The sequence below is a fragment of the Bradyrhizobium sp. BWC-3-1 genome (assembly GCF_032917965.1).
Lineage (GTDB): Bacteria > Pseudomonadota > Alphaproteobacteria > Rhizobiales > Xanthobacteraceae > Bradyrhizobium > Bradyrhizobium canariense_D.
Window position 1 is genome coordinate 8,535,735 of sequence record NZ_CP136625.1, and the last position, 17,560, is coordinate 8,553,294.

The 17,560-nt window shown below is 64.3% G+C and carries 16 protein-coding genes; 9 read left to right on the plus strand and 7 right to left on the minus strand.

Translation table 11 applies throughout. The annotated features are described in order from the left end of the window. Positions 1-14: 14 nt before the first annotated feature. From RX329_RS40800 to RX329_RS40815, 4 genes are all read left to right on the plus strand, one after another. Complete coding sequence (locus RX329_RS40800) at positions 15-989, plus strand: hypothetical protein (protein WP_085385501.1); 975 nt, start codon at positions 15-17, stop codon at positions 987-989. A gap of 321 nt (positions 990-1,310) precedes the next feature. After that, positions 1,311-1,904, plus strand: coding sequence for a L,D-transpeptidase (locus tag RX329_RS40805; RefSeq protein ID WP_007597994.1), 594 nt, complete (start codon positions 1,311-1,313; stop codon positions 1,902-1,904). Positions 1,905-1,963: 59 nt separating this feature from the next. Next, positions 1,964-3,001, plus strand: coding sequence for an amino acid ABC transporter substrate-binding protein (locus RX329_RS40810; protein WP_085362044.1), 1,038 nt, complete (start codon positions 1,964-1,966; stop codon positions 2,999-3,001). Between the two features lie 238 nt (positions 3,002-3,239). Continuing rightward, the gene (locus RX329_RS40815; protein WP_317244478.1) at positions 3,240-4,418 is read left to right on the plus strand and encodes an IS481 family transposase; all 1,179 of its coding nucleotides are present in this window, start codon (positions 3,240-3,242) and stop codon (positions 4,416-4,418) included. Positions 4,419-4,552: 134 nt separating this feature from the next. Here RX329_RS40815 and RX329_RS40820 read toward each other — a convergent pair whose 3' ends face one another. Together RX329_RS40820 and RX329_RS40825 are read right to left on the minus strand one after the other, a co-directional pair. Further along, entirely contained in the window at positions 4,553-5,692 is a 1,140-nt protein-coding gene (locus RX329_RS40820; protein ID WP_085361900.1) for an acyl-CoA dehydrogenase family protein, read from the minus strand. Between the two features lie 148 nt (positions 5,693-5,840). Then, positions 5,841-7,055: an acyl-CoA dehydrogenase family protein gene (locus RX329_RS40825; protein ID WP_085361901.1), complete on the minus strand. Its 1,215-nt coding sequence runs from the start codon at positions 7,053-7,055 to the stop codon at positions 5,841-5,843. Between the two features lie 136 nt (positions 7,056-7,191). Between RX329_RS40825 and RX329_RS40830 the strand changes: the two genes are divergently transcribed. Together RX329_RS40830 and RX329_RS40835 are read left to right on the plus strand one after the other, a co-directional pair. Beyond that, complete coding sequence (locus RX329_RS40830; RefSeq protein ID WP_085361902.1) at positions 7,192-7,737, plus strand: carboxymuconolactone decarboxylase family protein; 546 nt, start codon at positions 7,192-7,194, stop codon at positions 7,735-7,737. 91 nt (positions 7,738-7,828) lie between these two features. Next, on the plus strand, positions 7,829-8,323 hold the full coding sequence (locus RX329_RS40835; protein ID WP_085361903.1) for a VOC family protein: 495 nt from the start codon (positions 7,829-7,831) through the stop codon (positions 8,321-8,323). Here the strand turns inward: RX329_RS40835 and RX329_RS40840 are convergent. Both RX329_RS40840 and RX329_RS40845 read right to left on the minus strand, forming a co-directional pair. After that, complete coding sequence (locus RX329_RS40840) at positions 8,320-8,832, minus strand: DUF2938 domain-containing protein (protein WP_085361904.1); 513 nt, start codon at positions 8,830-8,832, stop codon at positions 8,320-8,322. The genes RX329_RS40835 and RX329_RS40840 overlap by 4 nt on opposite strands. Beyond that, positions 8,825-9,697 carry a class I SAM-dependent methyltransferase gene (locus tag RX329_RS40845; protein ID WP_085361905.1) on the minus strand — a complete coding sequence of 291 codons (873 nt, stop codon included), beginning with the start codon at positions 9,695-9,697 and terminating at the stop codon, positions 8,825-8,827. The genes RX329_RS40840 and RX329_RS40845 overlap by 8 nt, the downstream gene beginning before the upstream one ends. Before the next feature lie 83 nt (positions 9,698-9,780). Between RX329_RS40845 and RX329_RS40850 the strand changes: the two genes are divergently transcribed. Beyond that, positions 9,781-10,215 (plus strand): helix-turn-helix domain-containing protein, encoded by a 435-nt coding sequence (locus RX329_RS40850; RefSeq protein WP_085361906.1) that lies wholly within the window; start codon positions 9,781-9,783, stop codon positions 10,213-10,215. Here the strand turns inward: RX329_RS40850 and RX329_RS40855 are convergent. Both RX329_RS40855 and RX329_RS40860 read right to left on the minus strand, forming a co-directional pair. Further along, a complete protein-coding gene (locus RX329_RS40855) occupies positions 10,207-11,451 on the minus strand; it encodes an MFS transporter (protein ID WP_085385503.1) in 1,245 nt (414 codons plus the stop codon). The genes RX329_RS40850 and RX329_RS40855 overlap by 9 nt on opposite strands. A 174-nt stretch (positions 11,452-11,625) precedes the next feature. Further along, on the minus strand, positions 11,626-12,873 hold the full coding sequence (locus RX329_RS40860; protein WP_085385504.1) for an MFS transporter: 1,248 nt from the start codon (positions 12,871-12,873) through the stop codon (positions 11,626-11,628). Positions 12,874-13,080: 207 nt separating this feature from the next. Here RX329_RS40860 and RX329_RS40865 point away from each other — a divergent pair, with 207 nt between their 5' ends. Beyond that, positions 13,081-15,147, plus strand: coding sequence for a prolyl oligopeptidase family serine peptidase (locus RX329_RS40865; RefSeq protein WP_085385566.1), 2,067 nt, complete (start codon positions 13,081-13,083; stop codon positions 15,145-15,147). A 234-nt stretch (positions 15,148-15,381) separates the two neighbouring features. Further along, a complete protein-coding gene (locus tag RX329_RS40870) occupies positions 15,382-16,728 on the plus strand; it encodes an IS5 family transposase (protein WP_317245434.1) in 1,347 nt (448 codons plus the stop codon). 63 nt (positions 16,729-16,791) lie between these two features. Here the strand turns inward: RX329_RS40870 and RX329_RS40875 are convergent, their stop codons facing one another. Further along, a complete protein-coding gene (locus RX329_RS40875) occupies positions 16,792-17,463 on the minus strand; it encodes a DUF938 domain-containing protein (protein ID WP_018455989.1) in 672 nt (223 codons plus the stop codon). Between the last annotated feature and the right edge of the window lie 97 nt (positions 17,464-17,560).

Consider the following 17,560-nt stretch of genomic DNA (forward strand, 5'->3'; position numbering starts at 1 on the left):
ATCAGCCGCCCGCGATGGACGACGCCACCAACAGCACCGACATTCGCCTTCGCGAGGGCGCCTCGATTGCGCAGCGGCTGGTCATGTCCGGCTTTGCGGCTGCCGTTGCGCTGTGCTTCACGCCGGGCCTGTTCACGCACGACACTCTGGAGGTAATCATCTCCGTGGTCGCGCTGCTCGTGGGAGCGGCGTTCGTCGGCATCATCATGCTGGCGCCGGCGGTGGTGTGGATCATCACGCCGGACGAGATCTTGATCGGCGAGCAGCGCCCGTTCGGAAAACTGCGGACGCGGATCGTCGCCAAGGACGACATCAGGGGATTGCAGGTTCCCGGCAGCAAGAGGGCGAAAGCCCGCTTCCAGCTCGCCTTCACCTTGGCCTCCGGTGAGCGCCTGACATCGCCGCCGATCGCCGATGTCACCCATGTGCACGACACGGTGGCGCGGATCGCCGCGCAATTCGACGTCCCCGACGTCGAGGCTCCGGTCAATCCGCTCGATGCCAGCAATCCCGAGATGCGTCTCGGCGACCCCCTCGAGCCGTTCTCGAAGAGAGACATCAGGATCGTCGCACTGATCGTCGTCGCATTGTGCGCCGTTCCCTACGCCTACAGGCTCTGGCGTGGCCTGTCGCCCGGGTCGGTCGACATCGTGCTGCTGCCCGTCGGCGCGCTCGCCGCTTTCGGCGTTTCCCGATATGCCAACCTTGTGACCGGCGCGTTCTGGATCATCCGCCAGGGCGATATCCGGGTCGAACGCCTGTGGGGCGACGGCACGTTGCGCGCCGACCACATCGAAGGGCGCGACGTCAAGACGATCACGGTCGAGCGCCGCGGCCGCTCCGAGGACGAGCACTGCATCGTCGTGATCCGATTGCAGTCCGGACAACGGTTTCGCAGCCCTCGCATCGGTTCGAGGCCTGAGGCCCGGGCCGTGGGGACGGAGATCGTCCGGCGGCTCGGGATCGCGCCGGAGAATAACCAGATCTGATATCGCGCTGCTTCCACATCGTCATGGCCGGGCTTGTCCCGGCCGTCCACGTCTTTTACCGCCAGTGCTAAGAACGTGGATGCCCGGGACAAGCCCGGGCATGACGGGGTTTGTGAATGCAAATTTGGTCGCCCACCCTAGGCGACGCCATGGCCACTGCTTTTCGCGCCATCCCCCGTTTGTGGCATTGCGCGCGGTCCGTCAAAAAACCAAAGCATTCTCGTGACATATGGTCTAAGGGTGCCTTGAACTTGCCATGAAGATGGCCCTGAGATTTGATGGTTCCAGATGATTTGGCTTTGGCCGCGGGGAGAGCTTGAAATGACGGATTTTCGTCGCCTGACCGGGATGTTTGTGGCTGCGATCGGCCTGATCCTGTCCGCGCCCCACGCCTACGCCCAGCAGCCCGACCGCGGCGACGAGCCGGGCCTGGTCGCCGACGATGCCTATGAACTCGATCCGGAATGGCAGAAGCAGGTCGTCTACTTCCGCACCACCGAAGCGCCCGGCACCCTCATCATCTCGACCGCCGAACGGCATCTCTATCTGGTGCAGCCTGGCGGTCGTGCGATCCGCTACGGCATCGGCGTCGGCCGCGACGGTTTTCAGTGGCAGGGTCTGGTGAACATCACCAACAAGAAGGAGTGGCCGGACTGGACGCCGCCGCCGGAGATGATCCAGCGCCAGCCTTATCTGCCGCGCTTCATGGCCGGCGGCCCCGGTAATCCGCTCGGTGCGCGCGCCATGTATCTGGGCACCACGGTCTACCGCATCCACGGCACCAACCGGCCCGACACGATCGGCACCAAGGTCTCCTCCGGCTGCTTCCGGCTCGTCAACCGCGACGTCGCCGATCTCTACGATCGCGTCCCTGTCGGCACCAAGGTCGTCATCCGGCAGAAGCCCGAGCTCTGATCTGATCTCCTCGCCTTAGCGAATATTCCTTTTCCCGATTATTTCGAGAGAGCAACATGATGCGCACTTTTCGTGGCGGCCTGCTGATCGGGCTCGCAGTCGCCGTGCTGGTCGCCGTCCTGGCCATCATCTATGAATTCTACGACACCCGCACCCTGAAGCGCACCGTACGCCGCGGAGAGGTGCTGTGCGGCGTCAACAAGGGCCTGCCGGGCTTCTCGATCCCCGACGACAAGGGCAACTGGACCGGCTTCGACGTCGATTTCTGCCGCGCGGTGGCCTCCGCGATCTTCAACGACCCGAGCAAGGCGAAATTCGTCGCGCTCGATGCCAACGAGCGCTTCAAGGAATTGCAGAGCCGGAAAGTGGACATCCTCTCGCGCAACTCGACCTGGAGCATGGCGCGCGAGCTCGACTACGATCTCTATTTCCCCGCGGTCGCCTATTACGACGGCGCAGGCTTCATGCTGCCGCGCGCGCGCAACAAGGAAACCGCGCTGGACCTGACCGGGAGCAAGGTCTGCGTCCAGACCGGGACCACCACGGCGCTCAATGTCGCGGATTACTTCCGTGCCAACAACATGAAGTATGAAGAGGTGAAGTTCGACAAGCTGGACGACGTGGTGAAGGCCTACGACACCGGCAAATGCGACACGCTCTCCGCCGACGTCTCCCAGCTCTACGCGCTGAGGATCAACCTGTCGAAGCCCGGCGACAGCATGATCCTGCCGGACATGATCTCCAAGGAGCCGCTCGCCCCCGTCGTGCGCCAGCGCGACGACGACTGGATGATGATCGTGAAGTGGACGCTGTACGCGATGATCAACGCCGAGGAGCTCGGCGTCTCCTCGGAGAACATCGACGAGGCCCTGAAGTCGAAGAAGCCGGAAGTGATGCGGCTGGTCGGCACCGAGGGCAATTACGGCGAGCAGCTCGGCCTGACCAAGGATTGGGTGGTCCGCATCATCCGCCACGTCGGCAATTACGGCGAGATGTACGAGCGCAACATCGGCGAGAAGTCGAAGCTGAAGATCCCGCGCGGCATGAACCAGCTGTGGAATGCGGGCGGCGTGCAGTACGCGCCGCCGGTGCGGTAAGGCGCTCTATCCGCCGTCATTGCGAGGAGCGCAGCGACGAAGCAATCCAGAGTCGCTCCTCGGTGACAGACTGGATTGCTTCGCTGCGCTCGCAATGACGAGCTTGGGGCAGGCGCTTTCCACTCTCTCAACTGTCATCGCCCGGCTTGTGTTTAGACCGGACAGATCACTGACAGGTGTTCGGAGACATAGCTGACACTTCAAACTGGGCTGGAATGGTCGATTCGGGAGGCCTTCCATGCCCTGGAACGAGGTGTCGGTGATGGATCAGCGACGGGAGTTTGTGCGGCTTGCGTTGCAGGAAGGGGCGAACCGGCGGGAGTTGTGCCGGCGGTTCGGGATCAGTCCTGATGTGGGCTACAAATGGCTGCGGCGTTGGCAGGCTGGAGATCATGAACTGGCGGATCAGTTGCGCCGGCCCAAGAGCATGCCCAAGCGGAGCGTGCCTGAGGTCGAGGCGCGGGTTCTGGCTGTGCGTGACAAGCATCCGGCTTGGGGAGCGCGCAAGATTGCCCATTGCCTGAAGCGCGGCGGCCAGACCGTACCGGTGCCCTCCACAGTGCATCGGATCCTGTGCCGGAACGAACGGATCAAGCCGAGCGAGAAAGCCGCGCCGAGCCCTTCAGGCCACCGGTTCGAGAGGGACGCGCCCAATCAACTCTGGCAGATGGACTTCAAGGGCCACATGCCGCTTGCCGACGGAAGGCGTTGCCATCCGCTAACCATGGTCGATGACCACTCCCGCTATGCGCTGTGTTTGAAGGCGTGCGCCAACGAGCAGCGACCTGATGTGCAGAGGCATCTGACCGACACCTTCCGACGCTATGGGCTGCCGGAGGCCTTCTACCTCGACAACGGTTCTCCCTGGGGCGACACCTCGGGCGTTCGCTGGACTGCGCTGAAGGTATGGCTGCTCAAGCTCGGCGTCAGGGTGGTCCATGCCAGGCCACGTCATCCTCAGGGCCGAGGCAAGAACGAACGCTTCCATCGCAGCTTGAAAGCAGAAGTGTTCGCTCTGCGCACGTTCCGCACTTTGGCGGAAGTCCAGCGTGCCCTCGATAGCTGGCGAACGGTCTACAATCTGGAGCGGCCCCACGAGAGCTTGGGCATGGGCATTCCCGCCGATCGCTACCGGCCCAGTTTACGCGCCATGCCGGATCGTGTGCCGAAGATCCAATACGACGCCGGGGAGATCGTTCGCACCGTCTCCTCGACGCGGAGCTACATCGCCTTCAAAGGGCAAATGTGGAAAGTCCCTCAAGCCTTCTGCGGCGAGCAGCTGGCCGTGAGGCCGCTCGACCGCGACGGCCGCTACGGAATCTTCTTTGCCAGTTGGCAGGTCGGATCAATCGACTTGACGCGCAGCCAAACTGTCAGTGATGTGTCCGAACAGGCGTCAGCTATGTCTCCGGTCTAAACACTTGACGGGCGATCCAGTACTCCGAGACATCAATCGCATACTGAGGGGCCGCGGCGTACTGGATCGCCCGCCCCAGTGCGCAATTGCGCACAAGGTGGGCGATGACACCCAATGCGACGCGACGGTGCGCCTCAATACCCCCGCGCCCTTGCCAGCTGCTCGGTGTGGTAATTGGCGTCGCCGAACAATTCCTCGCACACGCGCGCGCGCTTCATGAAGAAGCCGATGTCGAACTGGTCGGTCATGCCCATGCCGCCATGCATCTGCACGCCTTCCTGCACCGCGCGCGTGGCGGTGGTGCCGGCGCGGGCTTTCGCCACTGCGACGGCTGACGCCGCCTTGGCGACGTCCGTATCGAGCGCTTGCAGCGCCTTCATCACGGCGGCGCGGGTGATCTCGATATCGACATAGAGTTCGGCGGCGCGGTGCTGCAGCGCCTGGAATTCGCCGATCAGCTTGCCGAACTGCTTGCGGCTCTTCAGGTACTCGACGGTACGGTTGAACACCTCTTCGCTCAGACCCACCATTTCGGAGGCCACTGCGCCCCGCCCGATATCGAGCACGCCGTGGAGCAAGCCGGCTCCCTGGTCGACTTCGCCGAGCACGCTGTCGGCATCGACCTCGACATTGGCAAGCTCGATCCGCGCCGCATTGTGCGCGTCGACCATGATGGTGCGCTCGATCGCAACGCCCTTGGCCTTGGGGTTGACCAGGAACAGCGTCAGCCCCTCGCGCTCGCCGGCCGAACCCGCCGTACGCGCAGCGACGATGAGGAGATCGGCAACGTGACCGTCGACCACCAGCGCCTTGGCGCCGGAGAGTTTAAAGCCGTTGCCGGCGCGCACGGCCTGGAGGCAGGTCTGAAGCGGGCGGTGTTTTGCGCCCTCGTCGATCGCGAGCGTCGCGAGCAGGGAGCCGTTGGAAATCTTCGGCAGATACTCCGACTTCTGCGCGGCATTGCCGCCACGGTTCAGTGCCGAGGCCGCGACCACGCTGGTTGCGAGGAAGGGCGAGGGCATCAGCGTGCGGCCGATCTCCTCCATCACCACCCCGGCCTCGACATAGCCGAGGCCGCTGCCGCCGAACTCTTCCGGCACCAGCAAGCCGGCAAAACCCATCTCGGCGAAGGAATGCCAAAACTCCCTGGAGAAGCCGATGGGGTCTTTGCTATCGCGCAGATGCCGCAAATGCGACACCGGCGCCTTGTCGCTGATCAGCCCGCGCGCGCTGTCGCGGAGCATCGATTGTTCTTCGGTGAGGACGAGGGCCATGTGCAATGTCTCTAACGTCTGGCGGAATGCATGTCTGTTGTTGTCATTCCGGGGCACGCGAAGCGTGAACCCGGAATTTCGAGGTTCTCAGGTGCGCAACCGCGCACCTTAGTTCGGTCCTGCGGACCGCCCCGGAACGACGCTGGGGTTACGCCCCCGGCAAATCGAGGATGCGCTTGGCGACGATGCCGAGCATGACCTCGGTGGTGCCGCCCTCGATCGAGTTGGCCTTGGTCCGCAGCCAGGCGCGCGGACGCGCTCCTTGTTTCGAACGCTCGCTCTCCCATTCCAGCGCATCGACGCCGCCGGCCGACATCAGGATCTCGTAACGGCGCTTGTTGAGCTCGGTCCCGTAATATTTCATCGCCGACGAGAACGCCGGATGGGCCTGACCGGCCTTGGCGAGATCGACCGCGCGCTCGGCGCAGGCGGCAAGAGCCGCTTCGTCGACGTCGAAGCTGGCGATCCGGCCACGCAGCATGGAATCGTCGAGCCGTCCCTGCGCATCGGTGCCGAGGGAATCGGCCGCGATCTGGCCGAGCGGACGGCCGACGCCGCGCTCGCCCATGCCTGATATCATCGCGCGCTCGTGCTGAAGCAGATATTTTGCGACGTCCCAACCGCGGTTGACGGTGCCCACCACATGCGATTTCGGCACGCGGACATTGTCGAAGAACGTCTCGCAGAACGGCGAGTAGCCGGAGATCAGCAGGATCGGCTTGGTCGTCACGCCCTTCGAGGTCATGTCGAACAGGATGAAGCTGATGCCGTCGTGCTTCTTTGCGGCGGGATCGGTGCGGACGAGGCAGAAGATCCAGTCGGCGTAGTTGGCGTAGGACGTCCAGATCTTCTGGCCGGTGATGACGAAATGATCGCCGTCGCTCTCGGCGCGGGTCTGCAGCGAGGCGAGATCGGAGCCGGCGTTCGGTTCGGAATAGCCCTGACACCAGCGGATCAGGCCCGCGGCGATCTTTGGCAGATGCTCCTTCTTCTGGGCATCGTTGCCGTATTTCAGCAGCGCCGGCCCGAGCATCCAGATCCCGAAGCTCGACAGCGGGGGCCGCGCGCCGATCCTGGCCATCTCCGCGCGCAGCACCTTGTGCTCGGCGGCGCTTAAGCCCCCACCGCCATATTCCTTCGGCCAGTCCGGTACGGTCCAGCCCTTGTCGCGCATGCGTTCGAACCAGATGCGTTGCGGCTCGGACGAAAATTTTGCGTTACGTCCACCCCAGAACACGTCGGCGTCGGACGTCGCGGGCTTGCGCATTTCCGGCGGGCAATTGGCTTCCAACCAGGCGCGCGTTTCGCTGCGGAATGTTTCGAGATCGGCGGTCTCAGTCTCGCTGGCCCTGGAGTCAGTCATAGGTCGTTTCCATCAATCTATGTCGGTTTGTTGGGCGCGACTCTGGGCCAAGCTCCCGCGGAATTCAACCACTTCCGTGTCACGCATCCGCTATAGTCGCCGCCACGGCGAGCTTGAAAACAAAGAGGAAACAACAATGCGCCTGAAGCTTCTTTCGCCTGGCGAAATGAACGAGAGCCAGCGGCAGACCTATGACGAGTCGATTGCCGGCAAGCGCGGCAGGCCGCCGGCACCGATGATGGCCTGGCTCAACAGCCCCGACATGGCCCGTCACGCCACGCGGCTCGGCGAGGTCCTGCGTTACGATACGATATTTCCCACGAAACTTTCGGAGATCGCGATCCTGGTGACGGCGCGGCACTGGACCGCCCATTACGAATGGTACGCGCACAAGCGGCTGGCGCTTGCGGGCGGCATGGACCCTGACATCATCGACGCGATCCGCGACCGCCGCACGCCCGTCTTCGACGATCCCAGGGCTAAGATGATCTACGACGTCGCAAAATCGCTGCATGAGGGCCACGGCGTCGAGAAGGGCCTCTATGACGAGGCGGTGAAGCTGCTCGGCGAGCGCGGCGTGGTCGAGGTGATTGGTCTCTGCGGCTATTACACGCTGGTGTCGATGACGCTGAACACGTTTGAGTTCGAGCTGCCGGAGGGCGAGGTGCGGGAGCTGTCGTAAGTTGCCTATCCGGAAACGCTGGGTTTCGGGATCGGCCGGTAGCACTGTCCCGAGGCCGGACTTATGTGGAGTTCATCAACGGAGCAGCCGCATGTCGCAAAACCAAGCCGTCGCCGCCGGCACCAGGATCGGCCACGTCCATCTCAAAGTCGCCAATCTCGATCGCGCGCTGGGCTTCTATTGCGGCGTGCTCGGTTTCGAGCTGATGCAGCGCATGGGCTCGGGCGCGGCCTTCATCTCGGCCGGCGGCTATCACCACCACATCGGGCTCAACACCTGGGAGAGCAAGGGCGGCTCGCCGCCGCCGCCTGATGCGACCGGGCTCTATCACACCGCGATCCTCTATCCGACGCGGCCGGCGCTGGCGGATGCGTTGCACCGCGTGCTCTCGGCCGGCATTGCGCTCGACGGCGCCAGCGACCACGGCGTCAGCGAGGCGCTGTATTTGCGCGATCCGGACCAGAACGGTGTGGAGCTGTATTGGGACAAGCCGCGGGAGCAATGGCCATTCGGGCCGGACGGCAAGCTTTCGATGTTCACGAAGCGGCTGGATGTGGAGGAGCTGCTGAAGCAGCGGGAGGCCTAGTCCGCACCTCGCCACTGCACGAGCCTCAGGACCCATCCGGCCACATAGAGCCCGACGCCGAACACGGCATGCGTGAGTAGCGTGTTGAGACGCGCCACGTTGGGACGTGGCGCGCGATGGGCTGCAATGCCGAGGCCCATGCCCGGCTGCATGATCAGGAAAGGTGCCGCCACGCTGCCGATTCCGACGATCAATGCGGGGCCGACACGCGGGGAATGGAGCCAATCGAGCCCCCAGATCGCCAGCAAGACGGCCGCGAACGCAATGCCGATCAGGTAGTGCGCGGCCCACCCAATCAGGCGCTCGCGTGGAGCCGGATCGGGTGCCGCGATCTTAAGATGCCGATACTGTCCGCGCGCGAGCAGGATGAGCCAGCGACCTAGGAGTCCATAGTCTAGCGATGGGATTCCAAGAACATGCGCGCGGAGAACTGCCCAACCATCGATCACGGCCGTTGCACCGGATCCGATCAAGGCGGCGCCGACCAGAAATTCAATCATTTCACCCATTCGAGACCTCGCCTGCCGCGTCGGTTGAAGCCCGCGCCTGGATCATCCAGCATGCGGCGGTAAAACGGATCGCATCTGCCTCCACGTAGGGGGCGAAGGCGGGCCGCACCGCATCCACGACCCTTTCGCGCAATCCCCTGTCGGCGTCCTGCAGGATCGTTCCGACGGGTCCCAGCCAACCGACATAGCGAGCGAGTTCGCTGGCAGGAAAGCGGCATGGAATATCCACCGGCCGGATGTCGATCTCGGTCCAGCCGCTCTCCAGCAGGATGGTCCTGACCCGATCTTTGCCAGCGAAGGCGAACTGCCCCGGACCGCCGGATGGACGGGCAGGCATATTCGGCAGAAGGGGCGCGGCGGCTCGTTCGGCCGCCGTCATGAACGGATTCTCCGCTGCGCCCCGCCATGCAACGACGGCGAGCCCGGCGCCTTCGGCGGCAGCGCGCCTCAGATTTGCGAAGGCCGCAACGAAGTCTTCGAAGAACATCACGCCGAGACGTGAAATGATCGTATCGAAGCTCGCCGGGCCGAATTTATGGTGCTGCGCATCGGCGCAGATAAAGCTGGCCGAGGTGCCTTCGCGCTCGGCGCGGGCCAGCGCCGCCCCGATCATCGGCGCGGAGATGTCGATGCCGACCACACGGCCGCCTTGCCCGAGCTTTCGCGCGACCGCAACGGTCAGACCACCAGTGCCGCAGCCGACGTCCAGGACGCGACGATTGGAGCCGGCAGGAACGGCCTCGCACAGCGGCCTCTCGAATTGCTTGAACATCTCATCCAGGATGTCCTGGGTCTCGACCCAGGCGCGTCCGGCGGGACCATTCCAAAGCCTCATCTGCTCGATCGCCTTCTGCATAGCGTCCATGATGGTTTCCCCTTTCGTCTTGCCTTGGCGGCGTTGGACGCGGCATACTGCCAGCTCAAGTGAACTTGAGGTCAAGAGGCGTGATGACGATCGATATCGCCGAAGTCGCACGGCGCTCCGGTGTTCCGGCGTCGACGCTGCGATTCTATGAGGAAAAGCGGTTGATTGCCCCGATCGGCAGGCGCGGCCTGCGCCGGCTGTTCGATCTGGAGATCCTGGATCGCCTGGCGCTGATCGCGCTGGGGCGCGCGGCGGGCTTCTCGCTCGATGAAGTTGCCCGGATGTTCGCACCCGACGGACGGCCGCGTATCGACCGGCGGAAGCTTGCCGCCAAGGCCGACGAGTTGGACCGAACGATCCGCAAGCTTATCGCGATGCGCGACGGCCTGCGCCATGCCGCGGCCTGTCCGGCGCCAAGTCACATGGAATGCCCGCATTTTCGCCGCCTCATGCGGGTCGCGGCATTGGGAAAGGCGAGGTCGCCCAAGAGGGCCCCGCGCGCGCCGCGATCAGGCTGAAGGGGTCGATCGCCTTGTGTGCCCCCGCACCATGATCAACGCCGCCGCCACCAGCTCCAGCGCAATACACAGATAGAACGGCAGCTCATAGCCACCGGAGAAATCGCGCAGAAAACCGACCACGCCGGGGCCGAACGCATAGGTCACCTGGTTGATCGCAGTGTTGAGGCTGATCAGCACGCCGAACGAGGCGGAATCGAATTCCTGCTGCACGATCAGCGACGGCAGCGTGATGAGATTGCCGACCGAGAAGCCGAACAACGCGCAGGCGGCGATCAGCACGTAATCATTGTGCAAATTGATGACGACACACAGCGCCACGGCCTGACTCAGGAACGACAGCGCCGAGGCGAGCCGCTGGTTGAGTCGGTCGATCACCAGCGAGAACAGCACCCGGCCGATCACCGCCATCGCGGTCAGCACCGCAACCGCGACGGCCGCGCGCTCGCGCCCGATCACGGGATCGAGGAACGAGATCAGGTGGACGATGAAGCCGACCTGCGCGAACAGCACCAAAGCAAAGGCAATGGTCACGGTGAGGAAGCCGACATCGCGCAACGCCTGGCTACGAATCTGCGCCGACGATTGCGGCTTCGTTTTCGTCGCGGCGCGCCGGCCATGGAGATCGGGCGGGCGGCCAACGACAATCAGGATCACCGGCACGAGCAGTACCAGCATGGCGCCGGCGACGATAAACATAGCGCTGGCGAAGCCGACATGGCCGATCAAGCTCACCAGCAGCGGCACGCCGACGATGCCGCCGAAGCTTGCGCCGTTCAGCGCGAGGCTGATCGCCATGCCGCGCTTCTGGTCGAACCACAGGCTGATCGTGTTGGTGATCATGGCCAGGCTCGTGCCGGCCCAGCCGAAGGCGAGCACGGCGTTCGCGAGATAAAGCTGCCACGGTTCGCGCACCGCGCCGATCGCGACCGCCGCGGCCGACATCGCCAGCGTCCCTGCGATCAGGCCGAGGCGCGGGCCGTACTTGTTGACGGCTTCGCCGACGAAGACGACGAGCAGCGCGCCGAACAGATAGAAGAACGTCGTGGCCGACGAGATCAGCGAGGCCGACCAGCCGTGCGCACGCTGGAGCTCGGCGACATAGACGCTCTGGCCGTAGAAGCCGAGCCCCCAGCCGAAGGTCGCGAGCAGGAAGCAGACCGCAACGATGCGCCAGCCTTCGTAGCGGAGAGAGGATTCGTCGACGGATCCGTCGTGTCGAGGGTTATCGAGCATGCCGCTTACTCCGTCATGCCCGGACTTGTTCCGGGCATCCACGTTCTTCGATCCGCGCGCCCAAGACGTGGATGGCCGGGACAAGCCCGGCCATGACGACATCTAGTAACCTTCACCAGAAAACCACTTCGACCTGGATCGAACTATCAACGCTGCTGACAGCCTCCCGCCATCTCAGATCGCATCCGGGAACTCGCCCATGGCCGCGTCGAGCCGCGCTTTGCGGCGACGGGTCCAGGACGCCAGCGAGAGCACGGCGAGACCGAGCAGCACCGGCGGAAACACCACCATGTTCACCGCGGACCAGCCGTAACTGGCGAGCAGTTGGCCGGACGAGAACGAGCCGATCGCCATCATGCCGAACACCAGGAAATCGTTGAAGGCCTGCACCTTGTTGCGCTCCTGCGGCCGGTGCGTCTCCAGCACCAGCGCCGAGGCGCCGATGAAGGAGAAGTTCCAGCCGACACCGAGCACGATCAGCGTGGCGCAGAAATGCATCGCGGTGATGCCGGACAGGCCGATGCCGGCCGCGCCGGCCTCCAGCAGCAGGCCGGCGGCAACGATCTTGCGCGCGCCGAAGCGGGCGATCAGCGCGCCCGTGAAGAAGCTCGGCCCGTACATGGCGACGATGTGCCATTGAATGCCGAAATTGGAATCTGAAACGCTCAAGCCGCACAGCTTCATGGCAAGCGGCGCCGAGGTCATCACCAGGTTCATCATGGGGTAGGAGATGACGCCGCACAGCGCCGCTGCGATGAAGCGTGGCTGGGTCACGATCTCGAGCAGCGGCCGCCCGCCATGAAGATCGGCCGGCGCCGGTTTCGGCATGTCGACCCCGGCGACGATGCCCATCGCGATGAGCGCGACAGCCGCCTGGACCAAGAAGCTGAAGGCGAAGAGATAAGGCTGCCAGACATCCATGGTCCATTGCACGAGCTGCGGACCGAGCACGCCGGCGAACACGCCGCCCGCCATTACCCAGGACACCGCCTTGGGTCGGTACGCCGCGCTGGCGCCGTCGGCGGCAGCGAAGCGATAGGACTGCGCCACCGCGCCGTAGAGGCCGCCGAGAAAAGTCGCCAGACAGAACAACGGAAACGAAGCGTGCAGGATCGCGAAGCAGCCGAGCAGGCCGGTGAGCGTACCCAGGCCCGTGCCGATGATGAAGGCCCAGCGGCGGCCGAAGCGACTCGATATCGCGCCGGTCGGCAGCGTGCCGGCCGCAAGCCCCAGCACGTACATCGACAGCGGTACCGTCGCGAGCGACATGTCGGGTGCAAGCGTCGCACCGACGATGGAGCCGGTGGCGAAGATCACCGCCGAATTGGCGCCGGTCAGCGCCTGCGCGGCGGCAAGGCGCACCACATTGGCGCGCACGCGGGCGTCGGCGGCGACCTCATTGGCTGCAGTCACATCCAGCATCGGCATTTCCGCCCCAACGGGCTTTTAAGTGCTTTCAAGGGCTCGCTTGATTCCCGGCACTATGGCGGGACGCGGGAGGGCGGGCAACCGGCGCAAACGGGCGCAGGCCATGTCTCTGACGCAATCGGGCCGATGATAATGGGCCGCGCACTTGACGGCTTGCGCTCGATCAAATCCTATCCGCCACGACCTTCCGGAGTTTCGTTCATGTCCGTCGACGACAGGCCTACGCTCAGCGCTCCTGACGACGATCCCTGGCTCTGGCTGGAGGAGATCGAAGGCAAGCAGGCGCTCGATTTCGTCACGCGGCAGAACAGCCTGACACTCGACGCGTTCGGCGGAGCGGCCTTCGCGCGCGATCGCGACATCCTCGCGGCGATCTACGATCGTCCCGACAACATTCCCTATGTCAGCCGCCGCGGCACCGAACTGCACAATCTCTGGAAGGACGCCACCAACCCGCGCGGCCTGTGGCGGAAGACTTCCCTCGCGGAGTTTCGCAAACCGCATCCGACGTGGGAAATCATGCTGGATGTCGACCAGCTCGCGGCACGCGAAGGCGAGGACTGGCTGCTGAGCGGCATCACCACGCAGCCGGGAAGCGCGCGCGCCATTTTGGGGCTGTCGCGCGGTGGCAGCGATGCCGTCACCTTGCGGGAATTCGACCTCGACACCAAGAGTTTCGTTGCGGACGGATTTGCGCTGTCGGAAGCCAAGGGCGGCGCCGATTGGCTCGATGCCGACACGCTGCTGTTGTCGAGCGCCCATGGCGAAGGCATGGCGACGAGCTCGGGATATTCCCGGACGGTTCGCCTGTGGCGACGCGGCCAGCCTGTCGATCAGGCGCAGGTGATCATCGAGACCACGGCCGATCATATGGCGATCTCCGGCATCGTCGACGACACCGCTGCGGCCCCGCGCAGCTGGATCGTCGACCAGATCGACTTCTTCAATCATGCGCTCTGGCTGCGCGATGCAGACGGTGCGACGACGAAGCTCGATCTGCCGACCGGCATCTGGTTGCAGGCGCATGGCGACTGGTTCGCGATGAAGCTGCGCGAAGCCTGGTCGATCGAGGGCAGAACCTATGCCGCCGACACCGTGCTCGGCATGCCGCTCTCGGCCTTCCTCGCCGGCAGCCGCGATTTCGCGGTGCTGTTCGAGCCGGAATCTCGCCGCGCCCTGCAAGGTCTGTTCTGGGCCGGAGGCAGGCTGGTGCTGTCGATCCTTGACGAGCTCCAGCCGCGATTCGAGATCTGCACGCCGTCCGTCACGAGCTGGAGCCGCGAGTCACTCGGCGGCCTGCCGCAGATCGGCGTCGTGGACATCTGGCCGCTGGATCGCCATCCCTCCGAGAGCAATGGCGACCTGCTTGCCAATGTGCAGGATCCGTTGACGCCGCCGTCGCTGCTGCTGATGGAGCGCGGCGTCGCGAGCCCGACCGTGCTGAAGCAGGCGCCGAAAACATTCAACGCCGACGGACTGGTGGTGACGCAGCACGAGGCGATCTCGATCGACGGCGAGCGCATCCCTTATGTGCAGACCGGCCCCGCCGGCGAGACCGGCGACGCACCGGTCTATATGAGCGCCTATGGCGGCTTCGCCCATTCGGTGAAGCCGTATTACAACCCGTCCCTCGGCAAGCTGTGGCTGGAGCGTGGCGGCACCACGGTGCAGGCGAATTTGCGCGGCGGCGGCGAATTCGGCACGCGCTGGCACGATGCCGGCCGGCTCGCCGGCAAGAAACTGTCGCACGACGATTTCGCGGCCGTTGCCGCCGATCTCGTCCGCCGCGGCGTGACAACGGCAAAGCGCATTGCCGCACAGGGAGGATCGAACGGCGGCATCCTCATCACCAACATGCTGGTGCGATACCCCGAACGTTTCGGCGCGCTGTTCTGCACCATCCCGCTGATCGACATGCGCCGCTACACGAAGCTGCTCGCCGGCGCGAGCTGGATCGCGGAATATGGCGATCCCGACAAGCCCGAGGAGTGGGACTGGCTCAAGTCCTACTCCGCCTATCACAACGTCAAGGCCGGCCAGCCGTATCCGCCGATCCTGATCGCCACCACGCGACGCGACGACCGTGTCCATCCCGGGCATGCGCGCAAGATGGCGGCAAAGCTCCAGGCCATGGGCTACGAGGCCTGGTTCTACGAGCCTGAAGCCGGTGGCCACGGCTACGGCAAGGACAACAAGGAGCGCGCCGGGTTCGAGGTGATTGGCTTTCGGTTCTTAAAGGACAAGATCGGGTGGAAGGACGAGGGCTAGCGTTTGCGGCGCTGACATCTCCGCACGGTCATGGCCGGGCTTGACCGGGCCATCCACGCCTTAGCTGGTCGTCCGTGAACAAGGTTCTAAGCGATTGAGCAGGAGTCTCTTTTTCGGATTCGAGGCGGTTTGAGATTGCAGGGAATGCGAGGTTGAAGCCGCCAAACCCTGCAATTTCGCTTTTGGATTCCCTTTCCCTGCGGCCCATGATTCTGTGGTGCATCGGAGGGAACGATGCGGCCGAAGAAGCACAAGACGACGGGATCGAACGATCTGTTCCGGGCGCGGCTGGACCAGATCATCAATCTGAAGCACGAGTTGGTTCTGCTTGCCGGCAAGATCGATTGGGACTGGATCGACGGCGAGATCGCGCCGCTCTACAGCGAGAACGGCCGGCCGGGGATCGAGACCCGCTTCATGATCGGGCTGTTGTTGCTCAAGCATATCTACGGGCTGTCCGATGAGGGGGTGTGCGAGCGCTGGGTCCACGACCCTTATTTCCAGTTCTTCACCGGCGAAGAGTTTTTCCGGCACGCTTTCCCGCACGAACGCTCGGACCTGAGCCATTGGCGCAAGCGGCTCGGCGACAAGCTGGAGCTGCTGCTGGCCGAGAGCCTGCGGGTGGCGCACGAAGCCGGCGCCTTACGCAGCCAGGACCTCAAGCGCGTCACCGTCGACACCACGGTGCAGCCGAAGGCCATCACCTTCCCGACCGACGCCAAGCTGCTTCATGCGGCCATCCAGGGCCTCAACCGCCTGGCGAGAAGGCACGCCGTCAGGCTGCGGCAATCCTATTCTCGTGTGGCCAAGGCCGCTGCGATGATGGCGGGCCGCTACGCCCATGCCAAACAGTTCGGGCGGCATCAGCGGCAGTTGCGTATCCTGCGCAGCCGGCTGGGCCGGATCATCCGCGACGTCCGTCGCAAGATCGAGGGCCAGCCAGCCCTCGAGGAGGCATTCGCCCTTCCGCTTGGCCGAGCCAGCCAGATCCGCTCCCAGCAGCAGCGCCAGCGCGGCTGGAAGCTCTATTCCTTTCATGCCCCGGAGGTGGAGTGCATCGGCAAAGGCAAGGCCTCAGCCCCTTACGAGTTCGGCGTGAAGGCCTCCATCGTCACCAACAATCGCCGAGCTCCCGGCGGCCTGTTCGTACTGCACGCCAGCTCGCTGCCCGAAAATCCCTACGACGGTCATACCCTGCGGAACGTCATCGACCGGACCGAGACGCTCACCGGATGTCCGATCGAGCGGGCCTATGTCGACAAGGGATACCGCGGCCACGATGCTCAAAATCCACGTCGCATCTTCATCTCCGGCCAAAAGCGCGGCGTCTTCGGCGTCATCAAGCGCGAGCTGCGCCGCCGCTCCGCCATCGAGCCCATCATCGGCCACATGAAGACCGAAGGTCACCTCGGTCGCTGCTACCTCAAAGGCCGTGCCGGAGACGCCGCCAACGTCATCCTCTCAGCCGTCGGCCACAACTTCCGCCGCATCCTAGCCTGGCTCAGAGAACTTTTGTGCCTGTTCCTGGTCCGACTATGCCGCGTGCTGGCCGGTCCAGCCCCGCTCAATTCGCCTTCTTAACGGACGACTAGCTGGTGCACGAAGAACGTGGATGCCCGGGACAAGCCCGGGCATGACGACCTCCTATCGCGCGAATACCAAGGTCAGATTGTTCGCGGGCATGTCCATCGTATCGACAAGGCGAAGACCAACGCCGCGGGCAAGCGCCTCGACATCGGCGATGTCACGCACGCCCCAGTCGGGATTGCCTTCACGCAGGGAGGTGTCGAACACCGCATTGCTGAGCGCGATGTGCTTGCCGCCGCGCTTGAACGGGCCGTAGAGGAACAGCTTGCCGTCGGCCCGCAAATAGCGGCCGGCGCCGGCGAACAGACCCTCGGCGACGCTCCATGGCGCGATGTGGATGACATTGGCGCAGAACAATGCGGCAAGACTCGACGGCCCCTGCCCGCTTTTCATCTCCGGGCACCAGTCCGGATCGGTGAGATCGATCCGCAGCGGCGAGCGGATGTTTTTGAGGCCTGAATGAACGCGCCAGGCCTCGATGCTCTTGAGGTGGCGCTGGTTGAGATCGCTGGGCCACCAGATCAGGCCGGGCGTGTGACGGGCGAAGTAGACCACGTGCTGGCCGGTTCCGCTGCCGAGCTCGACCACGTTGCCGGTGCAGCCGGCGAGATGCCGTTCCAGTGCCGCCCAGAGCGGCTCGTGATTGCGATGAAATGCCGGCGCATCGAGCCGCCCATCCGACTCGACCCGACCGCCATCCCTGCCGAATTCGACGACATATTCAGCCAAGTGAGGTCCCCTTGAAAAAACGAGAACGCGATGAAAACAGGTTGAGCGCCCAAACGCTCAGGAAACAGCCGGCCCGCGCCACGGCCCCTAACTCTCG